Raw genomic sequence first — 23,262 nt, 5'->3', positions numbered from 1 at the left:
GAGTCCCGTCCGTTCCGCCACCCTAATTAGGGGCGTAGTTCAATTGGTAGAGCACCGGTCTCCAAAACCGGGTGTTGGGAGTTCGAGTCTCTCCGCCCCTGCCAGAAATCATCCTTAGCGAAAGCTAAGGATTTTTTTTATCTAAAATAACCCTCTCCGAAGTAAATCCTTCCACCGGCGTCCTTGCCAGCCATTCAGATTAATACACTTCATCCAGTACGTTAATTTTCAATAGATCTCGAATCAGCGCGTGTTTGTCGCTATTTTGCAGCCATATGGCATAGAGCGGCCGTGAAAGTGTTGTACTGTCGACAACAGTATGCAAACCGCCTTTTTTGCGCGCCCAACTTACCGGTAGCCAGGTGCAGCCATTAAGCATTTCAATCTGTTGTTGTGCCAGTTCAGCAGAACTGGTTGTCAGGATAGGAACTTCATCAGCACCGATCAAACCTGCCTCATGCTGTTGAAAATCCGGTCCCCATTCCAGACGCAGATAGTTAAGATCACCCTTTAACTTAGAGGGGGCGCTGGCATAGAGCGCTAAAGTGAAATGTCCCAATAACTGGCTACTAAATTCGTCCATTTTGGGCGCTTCAGTGGTAATAAGAAGATCAAGTTGACGTTCATGTAGCTGTTTTACCAGAGACTGTCGTTGGGCAATCCGCGCTTCAAATTGCAGGCCTGTGTGGGCATCCTGATTCTGATACAAGCGCCCCAGCCACTGATTAAGCATACACTCCCACAGCGAGGCGCTGGCACCAATAGAAAACTCATTATGTCGTGAGGTATGCGCCACCTCCTTGCGGGCGGCCTGCCAGGTGCTCATTAGCGTTTCTGCATAAGGCAGAAGCTTTTCTCCGGCAGCGGTTAAACGGATATTGTTTCTGTGGCGGGTGAAAAGATTCACACCCAGTTGATTTTCCAGTTGTCTGATTCGAAAGCTCACGGCTGATTGGGTCAGATAGAGCGATTCAGCCGCTCGACCAAAGTGACGCGTTCGGCTAACTTCCAGGAAAGTTTTTAACAATTCCGTATCCACAGTGCTCTCCGCAAAATTATTTGTCGTTATGATTTAAATGTTTTGTTTTACACTCTGTCAAGCGTAACTAATACTCCGCGCCATAACTAGCTCGGTCAAAGAATTAGGAGCGTGCAGGATGGCGGAAAGCTTTACGACGACTAATCGATATTTCGACAATAAACATTATCCACGTGGATTCTCTCGTCATGGTGATTTCACCATCAAAGAGGCACAACTGCTTGAACGTCATGGTTATGCCTTCAATGAGCTGGATCTCGGCAAACGCGAGCCGGTTACCGAGGAAGAGAAACTCTTCGTAGCAGTATGCCGTGGCGAACGTGAGCCAGTGACAGAAGCAGAACGCGTGTGGTCCAAGTATATGACGCGTATTAAGCGTCCAAAACGTTTTCATACCCTTTCCGGCGGTAAACCGCAGGTTGAAGGAGCTGAAGACTACACCGATTCCGACGATTAATAAAAAGGGCGAAATGCCCTTTTTTTATGTCAGCAGTTTTTGCAAATGGATGAGCAAGCGGTCAATCGCACGATAGCTAACTGCCTCCTGCAAATGCTGGCGTGTGATAATGTCAGATTGATCAATATCAGCAATGGTTCGTGCAACTTTCAGTAACCGCTGCCAGGCACGAATCGATAATCCCAGATGGATCAGCGTTTCTTCCAGCCACTGCGCATCTGCGCTCTCAAGCTTGCAGAATTGGCGTATTTCCGGGCTATCCAGCCAGGCATTCAGTTTATTCTGCCGCTTAAATTGGCGCTCTCTGGCGGCCATTACACGTTGTTTAACGGTGGCGCTGCTTTCTCCCGGTACTACCGTTTTACTCAAAATGCCGGGGGGCGGTAGTGGGATCTCCAGTGAGAGGTCAAAGCGGTCAAGAAAGGGACCAGAGAGTCGGTTGAGATAACGTAATGTCTGTTCTGGTGTGCAGCGGTTATGGTTTCCCTGATAATGTCCGGTAGGGCTGGGATTCATCGCCGCAACAAGCTGGAAACGGGCTGGATAGGTTATTTTGGCTCGCGTGCGTGAAAGATGGATCTGCCCAGACTCAATGGGTTCCCGCAAGGCATCCAGTGTACGCCGTTCAAATTCAGGTAGCTCATCAAGAAAAAGCACGCCGTTATGCGCCAGCGAAATTTCACCAGGCCCGGGAATTGCGCCACCGCCTACCATCGCAGTTAACGACGCACTGTGATGCGGTGAGCGGAACGGGCGCTGCCGCCATTGTTTTTGCACTGACTCGGCACTCACCAGGCTTAATATTGCGGCACTTTCCAGAGCTTCTTCATTGCTTAAATCTGGCAACAGGCCATTAATACGGCTGGCGAGCATTGTTTTACCTGTTCCTGGTGGCCCAATCAGTAAAAGGTTGTGGCCCCCTGCGGCGGTAATTTCCAGCCCTCGCTTTCCTTGCTCCTGACCGACAACATCACTGAGATCATGTTGTAATATCCGGGATGCAACATCAGTTGGTGACGGGCGTTCGAGAGCATGCTTACCTTCCAGAAACGCACAGACAGCCTGCAGATGATCGGCTATCAGGCATCCTTCACCGTTAATTAGCCCCACTTCATCTTCGTTATCTTTCGCGACGATAATTTTTCTGCCCGACTTAATGGCTTCAGTTGCACTGGAGATTGCGCCAGGAACGCCGCGCAGAGCGCCTGTAAGCGCCAGTTCCCCGACTAATTCATATTCATGCAACTTATTGGCTGTAAGCTGTTCAGAGGCTGCCAGCAAAGCAACAGCGATAGGTAAATCATATCGCCCTCCTTCTTTCGGCAGGTCGGCTGGTGCAAGGTTAATGGTGATTTTTTTTGCCGGATATTCATATCCGCTATTGATAATGGCGCTGCGCACGCGATCGCGTGCTTCTTTTACCGTTGTTTCTGGTAAGCCCACCATCGTTAATCCTGGTAGACCTTTACTGATATGAACCTCAACAGTGATCGGGGGAGCGTTTACCCTCAGAGCCGCACGAGTATGAACAATTGACAGTGACATAAGCCCTCCTTGAGCCACCATTATGTGCATAAGAGATCACTGCTGTAGTCTGCCAAATTGCGTTAATTAGCGGCTGATTCCCGTTTATTTATGCAACGTGATCTGAGTTGTATGAGTGATGGAATAACTCTCGCAAAAATGAGAAGTAAAAAAATTAGCCTCTGGGTGAGGGCAAGAAATATACGGAAATTGAATTTTTTTCACTCACCTTTTTTTATATAAAAAACAATGGTTTTTATCGAAATGATTGGGAATACAACAAAACGTGATTAAAAAATATCTTGTGCCATTCGCAAAATCTATGGTAACTCTTTAGGCATTCCTTCGAACAAGATGCAAGAAAAGACAAAATGACAGCCCTTCTACGAGTGATTAGCCTGGTCGTGATTAGCGTGGTGGTGATTATTATCCCACCGTGCGGGGCTGCACTTGGACGAGGAAAGGCTTAGAGATCAAGCCTTAACGAACTAAGACCCCCGCACCGAAAGGTCCGGGGGTTTTTTTTGACCTTAAAAATATAACCGAGGAGCAGACAATGAATAACAGCACAAAATTCTGTTTCTCAAGATTCAGTACGGGGAACTAACTATGAATGGCGCACAGTGGGTGGTACATGCGTTGCGGGCACAGGGTGTGAATACCGTTTTCGGTTATCCGGGTGGCGCAATTATGCCGGTTTACGATGCATTGTATGACGGCGGCGTGGAGCACTTGCTGTGCCGACATGAGCAGGGAGCGGCAATGGCGGCTATCGGCTATGCCCGTGCTACTGGCAAAACTGGCGTATGTATCGCCACGTCTGGTCCGGGCGCAACCAACCTGATAACCGGGCTTGCGGACGCGCTGTTAGATTCCATCCCTGTCGTTGCCATCACCGGTCAGGTGTCCGCACCGTTCATCGGTACCGACGCATTTCAGGAAGTGGATGTCCTGGGATTGTCATTAGCCTGTACCAAACACAGCTTCCTGGTACAGTCGCTGGAAGAGTTGCCGCGCATCATGGCCGAAGCGTTTGAGGTTGCCAGCTCAGGTCGTCCTGGTCCGGTTCTGGTCGATATTCCAAAAGATATCCAGTTAGCCAGCGGCGATCTGGAACCGTGGTTCACCACCGTTGAAAACGAAGTGACTTTCCCACATGCCGAAGTCGAGCAAGCGCGCCAGATGCTGGCAAAAGCGCAAAAACCGATGCTGTACGTTGGCGGTGGCGTGGGCATGGCGCAGGCAGTTCCCGCTTTGCGTGAATTTCTCACTGCCACAAAAATGCCTGCCACCTGTACGTTGAAAGGGCTGGGCGCAGTTGAAGCGGATTATCCGTACTATCTGGGAATGCTGGGAATGCACGGCACCAAAGCGGCGAACTTCGCGGTGCAGGAATGTGATTTACTGATCGCCGTAGGTGCACGTTTTGATGACCGGGTGACCGGCAAGCTGAACACCTTCGCACCGCACGCCAGTGTTATCCATATGGATATCGACCCGGTAGAAATGAACAAGCTGCGTCAGGTGCATGTGGCATTACAGGGTGATTTAAATGCTCTGTTACCAGCATTACAGCAGCCGTTAAATATCAATGACTGGCAGCAATACTGCGCGCAGCTGCGTGATGAACATGCCTGGCGTTACGACCATCCCGGTGATGCTATCTACGCGCCGTTGTTGTTAAAACAACTGTCGGATCGTAAACCTGCGGATTGCGTTGTGACCACAGATGTGGGGCAGCACCAGATGTGGGCTGCGCAGCACATCGCCCACACTCGCCCGGAAAATTTCATCACCTCTAGCGGCTTAGGCACCATGGGTTTTGGTTTACCAGCGGCGGTTGGCGCACAAGTCGCGCGACCGAACGATACCGTCGTCTGTATCTCCGGTGACGGCTCTTTCATGATGAATGTGCAAGAGCTGGGCACCGTAAAACGCAAGCAGTTACCGTTGAAAATCGTCTTACTCGATAACCAACGGTTAGGGATGGTTCGACAATGGCAGCAACTGTTTTTCCAGGAGCGATACAGCGAAACCACCCTTACCGATAACCCCGATTTCCTCATGTTAGCCAGCGCCTTCGGCATCCCTGGCCAACACATCACCCGTAAAGACCAGGTTGAAGCGGCACTCGACACCATGCTGAACAGTGATGGGCCATACCTGCTTCATGTCTCAATCGACGAACTTGAGAACGTCTGGCCGCTGGTGCCGCCTGGCGCCAGTAATTCAGAAATGTTGGAGAAATTATCATGATGCAACATCAGGTCAATGTATCGGCTCGCTTCAATCCAGAAACCTTAGAACGTGTTTTACGCGTGGTGCGTCATCGTGGTTTCCACGTCTGCTCAATGAATATGGCCGCCGCCAGCGATGCACAAAATATAAATATCGAATTGACCGTTGCCAGCCCACGGTCGGTCGACTTACTGTTTAGTCAGTTAAATAAACTGGTGGACGTCGCACACGTTGCCATCTGCCAGAGCACAACCACATCACAACAAATCCGCGCCTGAGCGCAAAAGGAATATAAAAATGACCACGAAGAAAGCTGATTACATTTGGTTCAATGGGGAGATGGTTCGCTGGGAAGACGCGAAGGTGCATGTGATGTCGCACGCGCTGCACTATGGCACTTCGGTTTTTGAAGGCATTCGTTGCTACGACTCGCACAAAGGACCGGTTGTATTCCGCCATCGTGAGCATATGCAGCGTCTGCATGACTCCGCCAAAATCTATCGCTTCCCGGTTTCGCAGAGCATTGATGAGCTGATGGAAGCTTGTCGTGACGTGATCCGCAAAAACAATCTCACCAGCGCCTATATCCGTCCGTTGATCTTCGTCGGTGATGTTGGCATGGGCGTAAACCCGCCTGCGGGATACTCAACCGACGTGATTATTGCTGCTTTCCCGTGGGGAGCGTATCTGGGCGCAGAAGCGCTGGAGCAGGGGATCGATGCGATGGTTTCCTCCTGGAACCGTGCAGCACCAAACACCATCCCAACCGCGGCGAAAGCCGGTGGTAACTATCTCTCTTCCCTGCTGGTGGGTAGTGAAGCGCGCCGCCACGGTTATCAGGAAGGTATCGCGCTGGATGTGAATGGCTACATCTCTGAAGGTGCAGGCGAAAACCTGTTTGAAGTGAAAGACGGCGTGCTGTTCACCCCACCGTTCACCTCCTCCGCGCTGCCGGGGATTACCCGTGATGCCATCATCAAACTGGCGAAAGAGCTGGGAATTGAAGTGCGTGAGCAGGTGCTGTCGCGCGAATCTCTGTACCTGGCGGATGAAGTCTTTATGTCCGGTACGGCGGCAGAAATCACGCCAGTGCGCAGTGTAGACGGTATTCAGGTTGGTGAAGGCCGTTGCGGCCCGGTTACCAAGCGCATCCAGCAAGCCTTCTTCGGCCTCTTCACTGGCGAAACCGAAGATAAATGGGGCTGGTTAGATCAAGTTAATCAATAAATACAAAAAATGGGACGGCACGCACCGTCCCATTTACGAGACAGACACTGGGAGTAAATAAAGTATGCCTAAGTACCGTTCCGCCACCACCACTCATGGTCGTAATATGGCGGGTGCTCGTGCGCTGTGGCGCGCCACCGGAATGACCGACGCTGATTTCGGTAAGCCGATTATCGCGGTTGTGAACTCGTTCACCCAATTTGTACCGGGTCACGTCCATCTGCGCGATCTCGGTAAACTGGTCGCCGAACAAATTGAAGCGGCTGGCGGCGTTGCCAAAGAGTTCAACACCATTGCGGTGGATGATGGGATTGCCATGGGCCACGGGGGGATGCTTTATTCACTGCCATCTCGCGAACTGATCGCTGATTCCGTTGAGTATATGGTCAACGCCCACTGCGCCGACGCCATGGTCTGCATCTCTAACTGTGACAAAATCACCCCGGGGATGCTGATGGCTTCCCTGCGCCTGAATATTCCGGTGATCTTTGTTTCCGGCGGCCCGATGGAGGCCGGGAAAACCAAACTGTCCGATCAGATCATCAAGCTCGATCTGGTTGATGCGATGATCCAGGGCGCAGACCCGAAAGTCTCTGACTCCCAGAGCGATCAGGTTGAACGTTCCGCCTGCCCAACCTGCGGTTCCTGCTCCGGGATGTTTACCGCTAACTCAATGAACTGCCTGACCGAAGCGCTGGGTCTGTCGCAGCCGGGCAACGGCTCGCTGCTGGCAACCCATGCCGACCGTAAGCAGCTGTTCCTCAACGCTGGTACGCGCATTGTTGAACTGACTAAACGCTATTACGAGCAGGATGATGCCTCTGCGCTGCCGCGTAACATTGCCAGTAAGGCGGCGTTTGAAAACGCCATGACGCTGGATATCGCGATGGGCGGTTCTACCAACACGGTACTTCACCTGCTGGCGGCGGCGCAGGAAGCGGAAATCGACTTCACCATGAGTGATATCGACAAGCTTTCGCGTAAAGTCCCGCAGTTATGCAAAGTTGCGCCGAGTACCCAAAAATACCATATGGAAGATGTTCACCGGGCTGGTGGTGTTATCGGCATTCTCGGCGAACTGGATCGCGCGGGGTTACTGAACCGTGATGTGAAAAACGTACTTGGCCTGACCTTGCCGCAAACGCTGGAACAATACGACGTTATGCTGACCCAGGATGACGCGGTGAAAAATATGTTCCGCGCTGGCCCGGCGGGTATTCGTACTACACAGGCATTCTCGCAGGATTGCCGTTGGGATTCTCTCGATGACGATCGCGCAAATGGCTGTATCCGCTCGCTGGAACACGCCTACAGCAAAGACGGTGGTCTGGCGGTGCTCTACGGTAATTTCGCAGAAAACGGCTGCATCGTTAAAACCGCAGGCGTGGATGACAGCATCCTCAAATTCATCGGCCCGGCGAAAGTGTACGAAAGCCAGGACGACGCGGTAGAAGCGATCCTCGGCGGCAAAGTTGTCGCGGGCGATGTTGTGGTGATCCGCTACGAAGGTCCGAAAGGCGGGCCGGGTATGCAGGAGATGCTCTATCCGACCACCTTCCTGAAATCGATGGGCCTCGGCAAAGCCTGTGCGCTGATCACTGATGGCCGTTTCTCCGGCGGGACTTCCGGCCTCTCCATCGGCCACGTTTCACCGGAAGCGGCAAGCGGGGGCAATATCGCGATCATTGAAGATGGCGACCTGATCGAAATCGACATTCCGAATCGCGGCATTCAGTTGCAACTGAGCGAGCAGGAAATTGCCGCGCGTCGTGAAGCGCAGGAAGCGCGTGGCGACCAGGCCTGGACGCCGAAAAATCGTGAACGTCAGGTCTCCTTTGCCCTGCGCGCTTATGCCAGCCTGGCAACCAGCGCCGACAAAGGCGCGGTGCGCGATAAATCGAAACTGGGGGGTTAATAATGGCTGACTCACAACCTCTCTCCGGCGCCCCGGAAGGTGCCGAATATTTAAGAGCGGTGCTACGCGCACCGGTCTACGAGGCGGCGCAGGTCACGCCGCTACAAAAAATGGAAAAGCTCTCGTCGCGTCTTGATAACGTCATTCTGGTGAAGCGCGAAGATCGCCAGCCAGTGCACAGCTTTAAGCTGCGCGGCGCATACGCCATGATGGCGGGCCTGACGGAAGAACAGAAAGCGCACGGCGTGATCACCGCTTCTGCGGGTAACCACGCGCAGGGCGTTGCGTTTTCTTCCGCACGGTTAGGCGTGAAGGCGCTGATCGTCATGCCAACCGCCACCGCCGATATCAAAGTCGATGCGGTACGTGGATTCGGCGGCGAAGTGCTGCTTCATGGCGCGAACTTTGACGAAGCGAAAGCTAAAGCGATCGAACTGTCACTGCAGCAGGGCTTCACCTGGGTGCCGCCGTTCGACCATCCGATGGTGATTGCCGGGCAGGGCACGCTAGCGCTGGAACTGCTCCAGCAGGATGCCCATCTCGACCGCGTATTTGTGCCGGTCGGCGGCGGCGGCCTGGCGGCGGGCGTGGCGGTGCTGATTAAACAGCTGATGCCGCAAATCAAAGTGATCGCCGTGGAAGCGGAAGACTCCGCCTGCCTGAAAGCGGCGCTGGATGCGGGTCATCCGGTTGATCTGCCACGCGTGGGGCTGTTCGCCGAAGGCGTTGCGGTAAAACGCATCGGCGATGAAACCTTCCGTTTGTGCCAGGAGTATCTCGACGACATCATCACCGTCGATAGCGATGCTATCTGTGCGGCGATGAAAGACCTGTTCGAAGATGTGCGCGCGGTGGCGGAGCCGTCTGGCGCGTTGGCGCTGGCGGGAATGAAAAAATATATCGCCCAGCACAACATTCGCGGCGAACGACTGGCGCATGTACTTTCGGGGGCAAACGTCAATTTCCACGGCCTGCGCTACGTCTCGGAACGCTGCGAACTGGGCGAACAGCGTGAAGCATTGCTGGCGGTGACCATTCCGGAAGAAAAAGGCAGTTTCCTTAAATTTTGCCAGCTACTCGGTGGGCGCTCGGTCACAGAGTTCAACTATCGCTTTGCAGATGCCAAAAATGCCTGCATTTTTGTCGGCGTGCGCTTAAGCCGCGGCCTTGAGGAGCGCAAAGAAATTTTGCAGATGCTCAACGAAGGCGGCTACAGCGTGGTTGATCTCTCCGATGACGAAATGGCGAAGCTACATGTGCGCTATATGGTCGGCGGGCGTCCATCGCATCCGTTGCAGGAACGCCTCTACAGCTTCGAATTCCCGGAATCGCCCGGTGCGCTGCTGCGCTTCCTCAACACATTAGGCACGCACTGGAACATCTCTTTGTTCCACTATCGCAGCCATGGCACCGACTACGGGCGCGTGCTGGCGGCGTTCGAACTTGGCGATCATGAACCGGATTTCGAAACGCGGCTGAATGAGCTGGGCTACGATTGCCACGACGAAACCAATAACCCGGCGTTCAGGTTCTTTTTGGCGGGTTAACTCAGCGTTTCGGTTTTCAGGCCCACAAAGTAAAGTGGGCCTAATATCCAGATATGATCTTCCCTCAGTTATTGGGCTTTTCTGCCAGTCCGAAGCATCCACTCATTCAATTTTGCGAGACGTTTTCCAGAAGGCGCTCAACCTGCTTGTGGTGAAACTCGGCTCACCATATCGTTAGCATCGCCATTTTGGTTATTTGTGCACCGCTATCACTTACGCCTGTTAAAAGCAATGTATAAAATTTTATACGCAAAGATGTTATGTTACTCGCCCGAGCTCTCCCCAATGAAAAAGAAATTCGATGGGTGGGATCTTCTCTGGAGGATCTCCTGGCTTTTCTCATAACGGTACGTAAAGCAGTCGGTTATCAGCTTCACAAAATTCAGTATGGAATTGAACCTGATGACTGGAAACCGTTTTCAGAAATTGGGGCTGGGGTGAATGAAATTCGGGTTCGTGACAACAATGGCATCTATCGCGTTATGTATGTCGCTAAGTTTGCAGAAGCGTTCTACGTTTTGCATAGCTTTCAGAAACAGATGCAACAAACCAGTCAGCACGATAAAAACATCGCCAGAACGCGTTATAACCGGGTGGTGCAGCAACGGAGAAACAGCCTGTGATTGCCAAAACTGATAGTGATATTCGCCATGTGACGCCATCTGGCGGTAATGTTTTTGCTGATTTGGGGTTTGATAAGCAGGAAGCAGAAAAGCTTTACGCTGATTCCCTGAGTGAAATCGAAAACACGTTAGTCATCAAAGAACAGCTCATGGAAGAAATTACCCTCTGGATTAAGCAAAACCAGATGAAGCAAGCCGAGGTTGCAACCGTTTTACATATATCACGGCCGCGCGTTTCGGATGTCGTCAACAAGAAATGCAGCAAATTCACCATCGATGCTCTGGTGAATATGCTTAGCCGTATTGGTAAGCCCGTTAGGGTAATGGTGGGGCCATAAAACTAATTCGGCAAAATCTTCCAGAATGCCTCAATCAGCGGCTCATGTAGCCGCTTTTTTTGCGCACACACGCCCAGCTCAAACGGCGTTTTCTCATCGCTGCGCTCTAAAATCATCACGCGGTTACGCACCGGTTCTGGGCTGTTTTCCAGCACCACTTCCGGCAACAAGGCCACGCCACAGCCGAGCGCCACCATCGATACCATCGCTTCATGCCCGCCAACCGTGGCGTAAATCATCGGGTTGCTGATTTTATTGCGTCGAAACCACAGTTCAATACGGCGGCGTACCGGTCCTTGATCGGCCATGATAAACGGCACTGTAGACCAGTCGGGCTTCTCTACCGAAACCTGATTACGCACCGGGCAGGGTAGCGCGGGGGCAATCAGCACTACTGCCAGATTCTCCAGCATCGAAAACGCCACTGCGCCGGGCAAGGTTTCCGGTTTACCCGCAATCGCCAGATCCGCTTCTCCCGTGACCACTTTTTCCATTGCATCTGCCGCATCACCGGTAGTGAGTTTGATCTCCACCGACGGGTGTTCCGCGCGGAAGCGATCCAGAATCGGCGGCAGATGGCTGTAGGCAGCGGTGACCGAGCAGAAGATATGCAGCTCGCCGGAGAGCGACGGACCTTGCTGATCGATGGTGTGGCGCAATTGCTGATACTGCAACAGCGTTTGCTGGGCGAAAACGCGCAGTTCTTCGCCCGCTTCCGTCAGCGTTACCGTGCGGTTATCGCGCACAAACAGCGGCTGACCGAGATCTTCTTCCAGGCGCTGAATCTGCCGTGAGAGCGTGGATGGGCTAACGTGCATCGCCCGCGCGCTACGGCCAAAATGGCGGCTTTCCGCCAGATGCAGGAAGGTTTTCAGATCGCGTAAATCCAATGGCGCAGCCCTCAATGTTGACGTTGCAGAAATTGCAATGTGACGTTGTGAATATATCAATTTCCGCAATAAATTTCCTGTCATATAGTGAATTCAATCTCGCAAACGCGAACCGAACAATAAGAAGCACAACATCACGAGGAATCACCATGGCTAACTACTTCAATACACTGAACCTGCGCCAGCAGCTGGCACAGCTGGGCAAATGTCGCTTTATGGGGCGCGACGAATTCGCCGACGGCGCGAGCTACCTTCAGGGTAAAAAAGTGGTCATCGTCGGTTGTGGCGCACAGGGTCTGAACCAGGGCCTGAACATGCGTGATTCTGGTCTGGATATCTCCTACGCTCTGCGTAAAGAAGCGATTGCCGAAAAGCGCGCATCCTGGCGTAAAGCGACCGAAAATGGTTTTAAAGTGGGCACTTACGAAGAACTGATCCCGCAGGCGGATCTGGTGGTTAACCTGACGCCAGACAAGCAGCACTCTGACGTAGTGCGCGCCGTACAGCCCCTGATGAAAGATGGCGCGGCGCTGGGCTACTCTCACGGTTTCAACATCGTGGAAGTGGGCGAGCAGATCCGTAAAGACATCACCGTGGTGATGGTTGCGCCGAAATGCCCAGGCACCGAAGTGCGTGAAGAATACAAACGTGGATTCGGCGTACCGACGCTGATTGCCGTTCACCCGGAAAACGATCCGAAAGGCGAAGGCATGGCGATCGCTAAAGCATGGGCGGCAGCAACCGGTGGTCACCGTGCGGGCGTGCTGGAATCGTCCTTCGTTGCGGAAGTGAAATCTGACCTGATGGGCGAGCAAACCATTCTGTGCGGTATGTTGCAGGCTGGCTCGCTGCTGTGCTTCGACAAGCTGGTGGAAGAAGGCACCGACCCGGCATACGCAGAAAAACTGATTCAGTTCGGCTGGGAAACCATCACCGAAGCGCTGAAACAGGGCGGCATCACGCTGATGATGGACCGTCTCTCTAACCCGGCGAAACTGCGTGCTTACGCGCTCTCTGAACAGCTGAAAGAGATCATGGCACCGCTGTTCCAGAAACATATGGACGACATCATCTCCGGCGAATTCTCCTCCGGCATGATGGCGGACTGGGCCAACGATGATAAGAAACTGCTGACCTGGCGTGAAGAGACCGGCAAAACCGCGTTTGAAACCGCGCCGCAGTATGAAGGCAAAATCGGCGAGCAGGAGTACTTCGATAAAGGCGTACTGATGATCGCAATGGTGAAAGCGGGCGTTGAACTGGCGTTCGAAACCATGGTTGATTCCGGCATCATTGAAGAGTCTGCTTACTATGAATCACTGCACGAACTGCCGCTGATTGCCAACACCATCGCCCGTAAGCGTCTGTACGAAATGAACGTGGTTATCTCTGATACCGCCGAGTACGGTAACTATCTGTTCTCTTACGCCTGTGTGCCGCAGCTGAAACCGTTTATGGCAGAGCTGCAACCGGGCGATTTGGGTAAAGCTATTCCGGAAGGCGCGGTAGATAACGCGCAGCTGCGTGATGTGAATGAAGCCATTCGCGGTCATGCGATTGAGCAGGTAGGTAAGAAACTGCGCGGCTATATGACGGATATGAAACGTATTGCTGTTGCGGGATAATAGCGATTCAGAGTTCAAGGCCTTCTCCCGGAGAAGGCCTTGCTATTAGTTACGGTACAGCACCTTAATGATGTGGTAACCGAACTGGGTGTGCAGCGGGCCGGTTGGCTCCAGTACCGGACAAGAGAACACCACTTTATCGAACGCCGGAACCATCTGACCCTGGCGGAATTCACCTAAATCACCGCCGCGTTTGCCTGACGGGCAAATGGAGTGTTTCTTCGCCAGCTTGCCGAAATCGGCACCGTTCTTAATCTGCTCGAGAAGATCCAGAGCCAGTTTCTCTTCTTTTACAAGGATATGCAGTGCTGCTGCTGTTTTTGCCATGATCGTGCCTTGAGTGGTAAGGATGAGGCTGGCTATACTACCACGCTGTTATTTTCCCCTCCCGACTTTCATTGAGCGATTTTCCTATGCGTCTAAACCCCGGCCAACAACAAGCTGTCGAATTCGTTACCGGCCCTTGCCTGGTGCTGGCGGGCGCGGGTTCCGGTAAAACTCGTGTTATCACCAATAAAATCGCCCATCTGATCCGCGGTTGCGGTTATCAGGCGCGACATATCGCGGCGGTGACCTTTACCAATAAGGCGGCGCGCGAGATGAAAGAGCGTGTCGGGCAGACGCTGGGGCGTAAAGAGGCGCGCGGGCTGATGATCTCCACCTTCCACACGCTGGGGCTGGATATCATCAAACGCGAGTATGCAGCATTGGGGATGAAGGCGAACTTCTCGTTGTTTGACGATACCGATCAGCTTGCTTTGCTTAAAGAGTTGACCGAAGGGCTGATCGAAGATGACAAAGTTCTCTTGCAACAGCTAATTTCGACCATCTCCAACTGGAAGAACGATCTCAAAACACCGGCGCAGGCGGCGGCAGAGGCAAAGGGCGAGCGGAATCGAATTTTTGCCCATTGTTATGGACTGTATGATGCGCACCTGAAAGCGTGCAATGTTCTCGACTTCGACGATCTGATTTTATTGCCGACGCTACTTCTGCAACGCAATGAAGAAGTACGTGAGCGCTGGCAGAACAAAATTCGCTACCTGCTGGTGGATGAGTATCAGGACACCAACACCAGCCAGTATGAACTGGTGAAACTGCTGGTGGGCAGCCGCGCGCGCTTTACCGTGGTGGGTGATGATGACCAGTCGATCTACTCCTGGCGCGGCGCACGTCCGCAAAACCTGGTGCTGTTAAGCCAGGATTTTCCGGCGTTGAAGGTGATTAAACTCGAGCAGAACTACCGCTCTTCCGGGCGTATTCTGAAAGCGGCGAATATTCTGATCGCCAATAACCCGCACGTCTTTGAAAAGCGTCTGTTCTCCGAACTGGGCTACGGCGCGGAGCTAAAAGTATTAAGCGCGAATAACGAAGAACATGAAGCCGAGCGCGTCACCGGTGAACTGATTGCGCATCACTTCGTCAATAAAACGCAGTACAAAGATTACGCCATTCTCTATCGCGGCAACCATCAGTCGCGGGTGTTTGAAAAATTCCTGATGCAAAACCGCATCCCGTACAAAATATCTGGTGGTACGTCGTTTTTCTCTCGTCCTGAAATCAAGGACTTGCTGGCTTATCTGCGCGTGCTGACTAACCCGGACGATGACAGCGCATTTCTGCGTATCGTCAACACGCCGAAGCGAGAGATTGGCCCGGCGACGCTGAAAAAGCTGGGTGAGTGGGCGATGACGCGCAATAAAAGCATGTTTACCGCCAGCTTTGATATGGGCCTGAGTCAGACGCTTAGCGGACGTGGTTATGAAGCATTGACCCGCTTCACTCACTGGTTGGCAGAAATCCAGCGTCTGGCGGAGCGGGAGCCGATTGCCGCGGTGCGTGATCTGATCCACGGCATGGATTATGAATCCTGGCTGTACGAAACATCGCCCAGCCCGAAAGCCGCCGAAATGCGCATGAAGAACGTTAACCAGTTATTTAGCTGGATGACGGAGATGCTGGAAGGCAGCGAACTGGATGAGCCGATGACGTTAACCCAGGTGGTGACGCGCTTTACTCTGCGCGACATGATGGAGCGGGGGGAAAGCGAGGAAGAGCTGGATCAGGTGCAACTGATGACTCTGCACGCGTCGAAAGGGCTGGAGTTTCCCTATGTCTACATGGTCGGTATGGAAGAAGGATTTTTGCCGCACCAGAGCAGCATCGATGAAGACAATATCGATGAGGAGCGGCGGCTGGCCTATGTCGGCATCACCCGCGCCCAGAAGGAATTGACCTTTACGCTGTGTAAAGAACGCCGTCAGTACGGCGAACTGGTGCGCCCGGAGCCGAGCCGCTTTTTGCTGGAGCTGCCGCAGGATGATCTGATTTGGGAACAAGAGCGTAAAGTGGTCAGCGCCGAAGAACGGATGCAGAAAGGGCAAAGCCATCTGGCGAATCTGAAAGCGATGATGGCGGCAAAACGAGGGAAATAATCACTCCCTGGGGAAGCCGGAAAAGATGCGTCAGTATCGCATCCAGCACCTTGCACGTTAATGCACTTCCAGCGGCCAGTGGACATAGCTCTGCCACTGGCTTTCCTGATCGATAACCTCTGTACCCAGCGGATGCTGGGTCAGCCAACCTTGTGGCAGCGTTAAGGTCAACTGCTCATGATCGGCCTGTAATTTAATATCTGGTACTAAATCATCACGACGACGGCTGGCAAAAATGATGGCGAGGCGCAGTAAACGACAGAGTTGTTCTGCGACGCGCGGCGGTACGGCATTTTGCTGATGCAGCGATGAGAGATCGACCGGATTCGTCTGGTTGAGTAATAACGTCGCCAGCAGCTTTTTCTGCGCGGGGGTAAAACCAGGAAGATCCAGGTTACGCACCAGATAAGCGGCATGTTGCGGCGCTTGTTTGAAGTCAACGCTAAGGCCAATTTCATGAAGCTGACAGGCGCTGATCAGTAAATCGCGGCTAATCGCTTCAAGATGCCAGGTATTTTCGACCTGATCGAACAAGTTAGCGGCAAGTTTAGCCACACGCTGTGCTTGATCGGTATCAATCATAAAGCGACGTTGAATATTACGCAGTGTTCGGCTGCGAATATCCTGCTCGACCGCCAGATGTAACATGCCGTAAACCAGGCCTTCACGCAGTGCGCCGCCGGCCAGCGTCATACACTGGATATTCAGCTCGGTAAAAATGGCTATCAGGATCGCCAGACCACTTGGGAATACTAACGCGCGTTCCAGCGTCAGCCCTTCGATTTCCAGCTCTTCCAGCCTGCCACAGTGAATAGCGCGCTGTTTCAGTTGCTGCAATTTCGCCAGGGTAATGCGTTCATCCATACCCTGCGCCATCATGATTTCCTGCAAAGCCTGCACGGTGCCGGAAGCACCAACGCACACCTTCCAGCCGTGATAGCGCAATTCATCGGCAACTGGACGTAGCACTTCGCGCGCGGCTTGTTCGGCTGCGACAAAGTTTTCTTGCCCCAGATTACGATCGGCAAAATAGCGCTCAAGCCAGGTAACGCAGCCCATAGACAGGCTGAACAAGGACGTCGTTTGTGCGCCGGTGCCGGTTACCAGTTCAGTACTGGCGCCGCCGATATCTACCACCAGGCGCTGATCTGCACCGCCAGTGGTGTGAGCAACGCCCTGATAAATCAGGCGTGCTTCCTCTTCACCGCTAATGACCTGTACCGGACAGCCAAGGATTTCCTGCGCTTTTGCGATGAAATCACCAGCATTGACGGCAAGACGTAACGTCGCCGTGGCGACAACGCGAATTTGCGAGGGAGGGATATCTTGCAAACGTTCAGCAAACAGGCGCAGGCATTGCCAGCCGCGCTCCATTGCTTCATTAGACAGGGCATTTTCGCTGTTCAGGCCAGCAGCCAGACGCACTTTGCGTTTAATTCGCGTCAGCGTCTGGATACTGCCAGCCACCTCGCGCACAACCAGCATATGAAAACTATTCGAACCGAGATCAATAGCGGCATAAAGCGACGAGGTGGAACCCATACTCTTCATCCTTCAATCTGTCTCTGCGTTGGCTGCGTTCTTTCACCTGAATCACTTACTACAGTAAGCTCGTCGGGATTCATTCTCTTGCCATCTTGATACAGTTTGAATGATTTTGAGTATGACATTTTTTATTTAACCTGAACGACGACGATTACGCGGAGCGCCAGTACGACGCGGACCATTGCCTGTACGTGGGCGCGTGAGGCGCAGCGGTTTTGGCAGATCGGTCATCAATGCGTCCGGATTGTATTTGCTTACCGGAATTGAGTGACCAATATAGGTCTCAATAGCAGGCAAATTCAATGCATACTCTTCACATGCCAGGCTGATGGAATGACCACTTGCGCCAGCGCGACCTGTACGACCAATACGGTGAACGTAATCTTCACAGTCATCGGGTAAATCGTAGTTAAAGACGTGCGTCACAGCCGGGATATGCAGGCCACGCGCGGCAACATCGGTGGCAACCAGAATATCCAAATCACCACGGGTAAATTCATCAAGAATACGCAGACGTTTTTTCTGCGCTACATCACCCGTTAACAGGCCAACACGATGACCATCTGCCGCCAGGTGACCCCAGATCTCTTCACAACGATGTTTGGTGTTGGCGAAAATAATCGCTCTGTCTGGCCACTCTTCTTCGATCAGCGTTTGCAATAAACGCATCTTTTCTTCATTAGAAGGGTAGAAAAGTTCTTCTTTAATGCGGTGGCCCGTTTTCTGTTCCGGTTCCACTTCAATATATTCGGCATTGTTCATCTGCTCGAACGCCAGTTCACGTACCCGGTACGAAAGCGTGGCGGAGAACAGCATGTTGAGACGCTGGTTTGCAGGCGGCATACGGCGGAACAGCCAGCGGATATCTTTAATAAAGCCCAGATCGTACATACGATCGGCTTCGTCCAGCACCACTACCTGAATGGCGCCGAGGTTGATGTGGTTCTGTTTGGCGTAGTCGATCAAACGACCCGTAGTGCCAATCAAAATGTCAACGCCGCTTTCCAGCACTTTCAGCTGTTTGTCGTAGCCGTCGCCACCGTAAGCCAGACCCAATTTCAGGCCAGTAGCTTGCGCCAGTGGTTCCGCATCGGCGTGGATCTGCACAGCAAGTTCACGCGTCGGTGCCATAATTAAGGCACGCGGTTGATTCACCTTGCGATCGGCAATCGCGGGATGAGAGAGAAGATAATGAAACGTTGACGTAAGAAACGCCATCGTTTTTCCGGTACCGGTTTGCGCCTGCCCGGCTACGTCACGACCCACCAGCGTTAGCGGAAGGGCCAGTGCCTGAATGGGCGTACAGTTATGAAACCCTTTTTTTTCAAGGGCTTCTACAACTTTCGGATGCAGGGCGAAGTCGGAAAACTTCTGTTCTGTTAAATGTGTTTTGCTCATAGTGTGGTAGAATATCAGCTTACTATTGCTTTACGAAAGCGTATCCGGTGAAATAAAGTCAACCTTTAGTTGGTTAATGTTACACCAACAACGAAACCAACACGCCAGGCTTATTCCTGTGGAGTTATATATGAGCGATAAAATTATTCACCTGACTGACGACAGTTTTGACACGGATGTTCTCAAAGCGGACGGGGCGATCCTCGTTGATTTCTGGGCAGAGTGGTGCGGTCCGTGCAAAATGATCGCCCCGATTCTGGATGAAATCGCTGACGAATATCAGGGCAAACTGACTGTTGCAAAACTGAACATCGATCAAAACCCTGGCACTGCGCCGAAATATGGCATCCGTGGTATCCCGACTCTGCTGCTGTTCAAAAACGGCGAATTGGCCGCAACCAAAGTGGGCGCACTGTCTAAAGGTCAGTTGAAAGAGTTCCTCGACGCTAACCTGGCGTAAGGGAATTTCATGTTCGGGTGCCCCGTCGCTAAAAACTGGACGCCCGGCGTGAGTCATGCTAACTTAATGTTGACTTCGTATTAAACATACCTTATTAAGTTTGAATCTTGTAATATCCAACGCTTCCTGTTTTTCTTAAATGCGAAGTGAACAGATTTCTGGCTCGTCACTCAATCCGTCTTGTCGTTTCAGTTCTGCGTACTCTCCTGTGACCAGACAGCGAAAAGACATGAGTTGATGACCGTAAACAGGCATGGATGATCCTGCCATACCATTCACAACATTAAGTTCGAGATTTACCCCAAGTTTAAGAACTCACACCACTATGAATCTTACCGAATTAAAGAATACGCCGGTTTCTGAGCTGATCACTCTCGGCGAAAATATGGGGCTGGAAAACCTGGCTCGTATGCGTAAGCAGGACATTATTTTTGCCATCCTGAAGCAGCACGCAAAGAGTGGCGAAGATATCTTTGGTGATGGCGTACTGGAGATATTGCAGGATGGATTTGGTTTCCTCCGTTCCGCAGACAGCTCCTACCTCGCCGGCCCTGATGACATCTACGTTTCTCCTAGCCAAATCCGCCGTTTCAACCTCCGCACTGGTGATACCATCTCTGGTAAGATTCGCCCGCCGAAAGAAGGTGAACGCTATTTTGCGCTGCTGAAGGTTAACGAAGTTAACTTCGACAAACCAGAAAACGCCCGTAACAAAATCCTCTTTGAGAACTTAACGCCGCTGCACGCAAACTCTCGTCTGCGTATGGAACGAGGTAACGGTTCTACCGAAGATTTAACCGCACGCGTACTGGATCTGGCATCGCCTATCGGTCGTGGGCAACGTGGTCTGATTGTGGCACCGCCAAAAGCGGGTAAAACCATGCTGCTGCAGAACATTGCTCAGAGCATCGCTTACAACCATCCAGACTGCGTACTGATGGTTCTGCTGATTGACGAACGCCCGGAAGAAGTGACCGAGATGCAGCGTCTGGTTAAAGGTGAAGTTGTTGCTTCTACCTTCGACGAACCAGCATCTCGCCACGTTCAGGTTGCGGAAATGGTGATCGAGAAGGCAAAACGCCTGGTTGAGCATAAGAAAGACGTTATTATTCTGCTCGACTCCATCACTCGTCTGGCTCGTGCCTACAACACCGTCGTACCGGCTTCCGGTAAAGTGTTAACTGGTGGTGTGGACGCCAACGCCCTGCATCGTCCGAAACGCTTCTTCGGCGCAGCACGTAATGTGGAAGAGGGCGGCAGCCTGACCATCATTGCAACGGCGCTAATCGATACCGGCTCCAAAATGGACGAAGTTATCTACGAAGAGTTTAAAGGTACAGGTAACATGGAACTGCACCTCTCTCGTAAAATCGCTGAAAAACGCGTCTTCCCGGCAATCGACTACAACCGTTCTGGTACGCGTAAAGAAGAGTTGCTTACCACTCAGGAAGAGCTGCAGAAAATGTGGATCCTGCGCAAAATCATTCACCCGATGGGCGAAATCGACGCAATGGAATTCCTCATTAATAAGCTTGCGATGACCAAGACCAATGATGATTTCTTCGAGATGATGAAACGCTCATAAGTTAGTGTTACAGCAAAACGCCACGTGTTTACGTGGCGTTTTGCTTTTATATCTGTAATCTTAGCGGTATACCTGTGATGGTGTGAAAATTCCTGGTTTTTGCGGGTGTTTTATGCGATTTACATATCAATTGGTTGATTTTTGCTCATTTCTGAGAGATTCAGAAAGTAGTTTCCCTTCTGAATAAAGGTCTTCGTGGGTATACTTCAGCTAATAATTTTCTCTGAGAGCATGCATTGTGAATTTACTGACAGTGAGTACTGATCTCATCAGTATTTTTTTATTCACGACACTGTTTCTGTTTTTTGCCCGCAAGGTGGCAAAAAAAGTCGGTTTAGTGGATAAACCTAACTTCCGCAAACGTCACCAGGGATTGATACCGCTCGTTGGGGGTATTTCGGTTTACGCAGGGATTTGCTTCACGTTCGGAATTGTCGATTACTATATTCCACATGCAGCTCTCTACCTGGCTTGTGCCGGTGTCCTTGTGTTCATCGGCGCGCTGGATGACCGTTTTGATATCAGCGTAAAAATCCGCGCTACCATACAAGCTATCATTGGCGTCGTTATGATGGTGTTCGGGAAGCTTTATCTCAGTAGCCTTGGATATATCTTTGGCTCCTGGGAGATGGTGCTCGGACCGTTTGGTTACTTTCTGACGCTGTTTGCTGTCTGGGCGGCGATTAATGCCTTCAACATGGTCGATGGTATTGATGGCTTGCTGGGCGGGTTATCCTGTGTCTCGTTTGCGGCAATCGGTATGATTTTGTGGTTCGACGGGCAAACCAGCCTCGCTATCTGGTGCTTTGCCATGATCGCCGCCATCCTGCCTTATATCATGCTAAACCTTGGTATTCTGGGGCGTCGCTACAAAGTCTTTATGGGCGATGCGGGTAGTACGTTGATTGGTTTTACTGTTATCTGGATCCTGTTGGAAACTACCCAGGGAGCCACACATCCAATCAGCCCGGTTACCGCCTTATGGATCATTGCTATCCCGCTGATGGACATGGTGGCGATTATGTATCGTCGTTTGCGTAAAGGCATGAGTCCATTCTCACCTGACCGACAGCACATTCATCATTTGATCATGCGCGCTGGATTTACTTCTCGTCAGGCGTTTGTGTTGATTACCCTTGCTGCAGCGCTGCTCGCTTCTATTGGCGTACTGGCAGAATATTCTCATTTTGTCCCGGAATGGGTCATGCTGGTGCTCTTTTTGCTAGCATTCTTCCTCTATGGCTATTGCATTAAGCGTGCCTGGAAGGTTGCTCGCTTCATCAAACGCGTGAAACGTCGACTGCGCAGAAACCGTGATGGCAGCCCTAATTTAACCAAATAAAATGAGGATGTAATGACGCAACCAATGCCTGGGAAACCAGCCGAAGACGCTGAAAATGAACTGGATATTCGTGGGTTGTTTCGTACCTTGTGGGCTGGGAAGCTGTGGATTATTGGCATGGGGCTGGTGTTTGCCTTAATCGCGTTGGCGTATACTTTTTTTGCGCGTCAGGAGTGGAGTGCGACGGCGATTACCGATCGTCCAACCGTGAATATGCTGGGCGGGTACTACTCGCAGCAGCAATTTTTGCGTAACCTGGATGTTCGTTCAAATATGGCCCCTGCCGACCAACCATCGGTTATGGATGAAGCCTATAAAGAGTTTGTTATGCAACTGGCGTCGTGGGATACCCGCCGCGATTTCTGGTTGCAGACTGACTATTACAAACAGCGGATGGTCGGTAACAGTAAAGCCGATGCGGCTCTGCTGGATGAAATGATCAACAACATCCTGTTTATTCCGGGTGATTTCGCCCGCGCGGTCAATGACAGCGTTAAGCTGGTTGCCGAAACCGCCCCCGATGCTAATAACCTGCTTCGTCAATATGTTGCTTTTGCCAGCCAGCGTGCAGCCAGCCATCTGAATGATGAGCTGAAAGGCGCATGGGCGGCGCGCACTATTCAGATGAAAGCTCAGGTGAAGCGTCAGGAAGAAGTGGCTAAGTCCATCTACGACCGCCGGATGAACAGTATTGAACAGGCACTTAAAATCGCCGAGCAACACAATATTTCTCGCAGTGCGACAGACGTGCCAGCCGAGGAATTACCTGATTCAGAAATGTTCCTGTTGGGGCGCCCGATGCTCCAGGCGCGACTCGAAAATTTACAGGCTGTCGGCCCAGCCTTTGATCTCGACTATGATCAGAATCGGGCCATGTTAAACACCCTTAATGTTGGTCCAACCCTGGATCCGCGTTTTCAGACCTATCGCTATTTGCGTACACCGGAAGAACCGGTAAAACGCGATAGCCCACGTCGTGCCTTCCTGATGATTATGTGGGGCATTGTCGGGGGGCTGATCGGGGCTGGTGTCGCATTAACCCGCCGTTGCTCGAAATAGCAACACAGCTGTGGT

Annotated in this window: 23 protein-coding genes and 1 tRNA gene; 18 read left to right on the top strand and 6 right to left on the bottom strand. The window is 52.0% G+C overall.

The window, feature by feature from the left end; all coding sequences use genetic code 11:
* The first annotated feature begins 28 nt into the window (after positions 1-28).
* A tRNA-Trp gene (locus tag D9736_RS15465) sits at positions 29-104 on the top strand.
* 95 nt (positions 105-199) lie between these two features.
* Here D9736_RS15465 and hdfR read toward each other — a convergent pair.
* Entirely contained in the window at positions 200-1,039 is an 840-nt protein-coding gene (gene hdfR, locus D9736_RS15460) for an HTH-type transcriptional regulator HdfR (RefSeq protein WP_130219563.1), read from the bottom strand.
* A gap of 118 nt (positions 1,040-1,157) precedes the next feature.
* Between hdfR and maoP the strand changes: the two genes are divergently transcribed.
* On the top strand, positions 1,158-1,496 hold the full coding sequence (maoP, locus tag D9736_RS15455) for a macrodomain Ori organization protein MaoP (RefSeq protein ID WP_000841001.1): 339 nt from the start codon (positions 1,158-1,160) through the stop codon (positions 1,494-1,496).
* A 24-nt stretch (positions 1,497-1,520) separates the two neighbouring features.
* On the opposite strand, the gene D9736_RS15450 is transcribed toward maoP, so the two are convergent.
* Positions 1,521-3,041, bottom strand: coding sequence for a YifB family Mg chelatase-like AAA ATPase (locus tag D9736_RS15450; RefSeq protein ID WP_130258658.1), 1,521 nt, complete (start codon positions 3,039-3,041; stop codon positions 1,521-1,523).
* 350 nt (positions 3,042-3,391) lie between these two features.
* Between D9736_RS15450 and ilvL the strand changes: the two genes are divergently transcribed.
* From ilvL to D9736_RS15405, 9 genes are all read left to right on the top strand, one after another.
* Positions 3,392-3,490: an ilv operon leader peptide gene (gene ilvL / locus D9736_RS15445; RefSeq protein ID WP_001311244.1), complete on the top strand. Its 99-nt coding sequence runs from the start codon at positions 3,392-3,394 to the stop codon at positions 3,488-3,490.
* 86 nt (positions 3,491-3,576) lie between these two features.
* Complete coding sequence (gene ilvX / locus D9736_RS15440; protein WP_130258659.1) at positions 3,577-3,627, top strand: peptide IlvX; 51 nt, start codon at positions 3,577-3,579, stop codon at positions 3,625-3,627.
* A 2-nt stretch (positions 3,628-3,629) separates the two neighbouring features.
* Positions 3,630-5,276, top strand: a complete 1,647-nt coding sequence (ilvG, locus tag D9736_RS15435; protein ID WP_130258657.1) for an acetolactate synthase 2 catalytic subunit — start codon at positions 3,630-3,632, stop codon at positions 5,274-5,276.
* Positions 5,273-5,536: an acetolactate synthase 2 small subunit gene (gene ilvM / locus D9736_RS15430; protein WP_000983255.1), complete on the top strand. Its 264-nt coding sequence runs from the start codon at positions 5,273-5,275 to the stop codon at positions 5,534-5,536. Before ilvG ends, ilvM begins: the two co-directional genes overlap by 4 nt.
* Positions 5,537-5,555: 19 nt before the next feature.
* On the top strand, positions 5,556-6,485 hold the full coding sequence (gene ilvE / locus D9736_RS15425; RefSeq protein ID WP_000208520.1) for a branched-chain-amino-acid transaminase: 930 nt from the start codon (positions 5,556-5,558) through the stop codon (positions 6,483-6,485).
* A 64-nt stretch (positions 6,486-6,549) separates the two neighbouring features.
* Positions 6,550-8,400 (top strand): dihydroxy-acid dehydratase, encoded by a 1,851-nt coding sequence (gene ilvD / locus D9736_RS15420; protein ID WP_130258656.1) that lies wholly within the window; start codon positions 6,550-6,552, stop codon positions 8,398-8,400.
* Positions 8,401-8,402: 2 nt separating this feature from the next.
* On the top strand, positions 8,403-9,947 hold the full coding sequence (gene ilvA, locus D9736_RS15415; RefSeq protein ID WP_130258655.1) for a threonine ammonia-lyase, biosynthetic: 1,545 nt from the start codon (positions 8,403-8,405) through the stop codon (positions 9,945-9,947).
* Positions 9,948-10,252: 305 nt separating this feature from the next.
* On the top strand, positions 10,253-10,570 hold the full coding sequence (locus D9736_RS15410) for a type II toxin-antitoxin system RelE/ParE family toxin (RefSeq protein ID WP_165383165.1): 318 nt from the start codon (positions 10,253-10,255) through the stop codon (positions 10,568-10,570).
* A complete protein-coding gene (locus D9736_RS15405; protein ID WP_130258653.1) occupies positions 10,567-10,908 on the top strand; it encodes a helix-turn-helix domain-containing protein in 342 nt (113 codons plus the stop codon). The genes D9736_RS15410 and D9736_RS15405 overlap by 4 nt, the downstream gene beginning before the upstream one ends.
* 2 nt (positions 10,909-10,910) lie before the next feature.
* Here the strand turns inward: D9736_RS15405 and ilvY are convergent, their stop codons facing one another.
* Positions 10,911-11,798, bottom strand: coding sequence for an HTH-type transcriptional activator IlvY (gene ilvY / locus D9736_RS15400; RefSeq protein ID WP_130258652.1), 888 nt, complete (start codon positions 11,796-11,798; stop codon positions 10,911-10,913).
* Between the two features lie 149 nt (positions 11,799-11,947).
* Between ilvY and ilvC the strand changes: the two genes are divergently transcribed.
* Entirely contained in the window at positions 11,948-13,423 is a 1,476-nt protein-coding gene (ilvC, locus tag D9736_RS15395) for a ketol-acid reductoisomerase (protein WP_130258651.1), read from the top strand.
* 45 nt (positions 13,424-13,468) lie between these two features.
* Here ilvC and ppiC read toward each other — a convergent pair whose 3' ends face one another.
* On the bottom strand, positions 13,469-13,750 hold the full coding sequence (gene ppiC, locus D9736_RS15390; protein ID WP_001140251.1) for a peptidylprolyl isomerase PpiC: 282 nt from the start codon (positions 13,748-13,750) through the stop codon (positions 13,469-13,471).
* An 86-nt stretch (positions 13,751-13,836) separates the two neighbouring features.
* On the opposite strand from ppiC, the gene rep reads away from it, so the two are divergent.
* Complete coding sequence (gene rep / locus D9736_RS15385) at positions 13,837-15,858, top strand: DNA helicase Rep (protein WP_130258650.1); 2,022 nt, start codon at positions 13,837-13,839, stop codon at positions 15,856-15,858.
* A gap of 57 nt (positions 15,859-15,915) precedes the next feature.
* Here the strand turns inward: rep and gppA are convergent, their stop codons facing one another.
* Together gppA and rhlB are read right to left on the bottom strand one after the other, a co-directional pair.
* Complete coding sequence (gppA, locus tag D9736_RS15380) at positions 15,916-17,400, bottom strand: guanosine-5'-triphosphate,3'-diphosphate diphosphatase (RefSeq protein ID WP_130223411.1); 1,485 nt, start codon at positions 17,398-17,400, stop codon at positions 15,916-15,918.
* A 135-nt stretch (positions 17,401-17,535) separates the two neighbouring features.
* Positions 17,536-18,801: an ATP-dependent RNA helicase RhlB gene (gene rhlB, locus D9736_RS15375; protein WP_130209386.1), complete on the bottom strand. Its 1,266-nt coding sequence runs from the start codon at positions 18,799-18,801 to the stop codon at positions 17,536-17,538.
* Between the two features lie 130 nt (positions 18,802-18,931).
* On the opposite strand from rhlB, the gene trxA reads away from it, so the two are divergent.
* From trxA to wzzE, 5 genes are all read left to right on the top strand, one after another.
* On the top strand, positions 18,932-19,261 hold the full coding sequence (trxA, locus tag D9736_RS15370; RefSeq protein WP_064530526.1) for a thioredoxin TrxA: 330 nt from the start codon (positions 18,932-18,934) through the stop codon (positions 19,259-19,261).
* A 139-nt stretch (positions 19,262-19,400) separates the two neighbouring features.
* Complete coding sequence (gene rhoL, locus D9736_RS15365; protein WP_032145636.1) at positions 19,401-19,499, top strand: rho operon leader peptide RhoL; 99 nt, start codon at positions 19,401-19,403, stop codon at positions 19,497-19,499.
* Positions 19,500-19,586: 87 nt separating this feature from the next.
* Positions 19,587-20,846, top strand: a complete 1,260-nt coding sequence (gene rho, locus D9736_RS15360) for a transcription termination factor Rho (RefSeq protein WP_001054527.1) — start codon at positions 19,587-19,589, stop codon at positions 20,844-20,846.
* 238 nt (positions 20,847-21,084) lie between these two features.
* Positions 21,085-22,188, top strand: coding sequence for a UDP-N-acetylglucosamine--undecaprenyl-phosphate N-acetylglucosaminephosphotransferase (gene wecA / locus D9736_RS15355; RefSeq protein ID WP_130219551.1), 1,104 nt, complete (start codon positions 21,085-21,087; stop codon positions 22,186-22,188).
* Between the two features lie 12 nt (positions 22,189-22,200).
* Positions 22,201-23,247 carry an ECA polysaccharide chain length modulation protein gene (gene wzzE / locus D9736_RS15350; protein ID WP_130219549.1) on the top strand — a complete coding sequence of 349 codons (1,047 nt, stop codon included), beginning with the start codon at positions 22,201-22,203 and terminating at the stop codon, positions 23,245-23,247.
* Positions 23,248-23,262 lie beyond the last annotated feature (15 nt).

It is taken from the genome of Escherichia sp. E10V10 (assembly GCF_004211985.1).
Classification (GTDB): domain Bacteria; phylum Pseudomonadota; class Gammaproteobacteria; order Enterobacterales; family Enterobacteriaceae; genus Escherichia.
This window is presented reverse-complemented; position numbering and strand designations above follow the sequence as displayed.

Excerpts from the sequence above, each read along its gene's own strand:
- maoP (WP_000841001.1), top strand. The coding sequence starts at position 1,158 with ATGGCGGAAAGCTTTACGACGACTAATCGATATTTCGACAATAAACAT.
- D9736_RS15450 (WP_130258658.1), bottom strand. The coding sequence starts at position 3,041 with ATGTCACTGTCAATTGTTCATACTCGTGCGGCTCTGAGGGTAAACGCT.
- ilvL (WP_001311244.1), top strand. The coding sequence starts at position 3,392 with ATGACAGCCCTTCTACGAGTGATTAGCCTGGTCGTGATTAGCGTGGTG.
- ilvG (WP_130258657.1), top strand. The coding sequence starts at position 3,630 with ATGAATGGCGCACAGTGGGTGGTACATGCGTTGCGGGCACAGGGTGTG.
- ilvM (WP_000983255.1), top strand. The coding sequence starts at position 5,273 with ATGATGCAACATCAGGTCAATGTATCGGCTCGCTTCAATCCAGAAACC.
- ilvE (WP_000208520.1), top strand. The coding sequence starts at position 5,556 with ATGACCACGAAGAAAGCTGATTACATTTGGTTCAATGGGGAGATGGTT.
- ilvD (WP_130258656.1), top strand. The coding sequence starts at position 6,550 with ATGCCTAAGTACCGTTCCGCCACCACCACTCATGGTCGTAATATGGCG.
- ilvA (WP_130258655.1), top strand. The coding sequence starts at position 8,403 with ATGGCTGACTCACAACCTCTCTCCGGCGCCCCGGAAGGTGCCGAATAT.
- ilvC (WP_130258651.1), top strand. The coding sequence starts at position 11,948 with ATGGCTAACTACTTCAATACACTGAACCTGCGCCAGCAGCTGGCACAG.
- ppiC (WP_001140251.1), bottom strand. The coding sequence starts at position 13,750 with ATGGCAAAAACAGCAGCAGCACTGCATATCCTTGTAAAAGAAGAGAAA.
- rep (WP_130258650.1), top strand. The coding sequence starts at position 13,837 with ATGCGTCTAAACCCCGGCCAACAACAAGCTGTCGAATTCGTTACCGGC.
- gppA (WP_130223411.1), bottom strand. The coding sequence starts at position 17,400 with ATGGGTTCCACCTCGTCGCTTTATGCCGCTATTGATCTCGGTTCGAAT.
- rhlB (WP_130209386.1), bottom strand. The coding sequence starts at position 18,801 with ATGAGCAAAACACATTTAACAGAACAGAAGTTTTCCGACTTCGCCCTG.
- trxA (WP_064530526.1), top strand. The coding sequence starts at position 18,932 with ATGAGCGATAAAATTATTCACCTGACTGACGACAGTTTTGACACGGAT.
- rhoL (WP_032145636.1), top strand. The coding sequence starts at position 19,401 with ATGCGAAGTGAACAGATTTCTGGCTCGTCACTCAATCCGTCTTGTCGT.
- rho (WP_001054527.1), top strand. The coding sequence starts at position 19,587 with ATGAATCTTACCGAATTAAAGAATACGCCGGTTTCTGAGCTGATCACT.
- wzzE (WP_130219549.1), top strand. The coding sequence starts at position 22,201 with ATGACGCAACCAATGCCTGGGAAACCAGCCGAAGACGCTGAAAATGAA.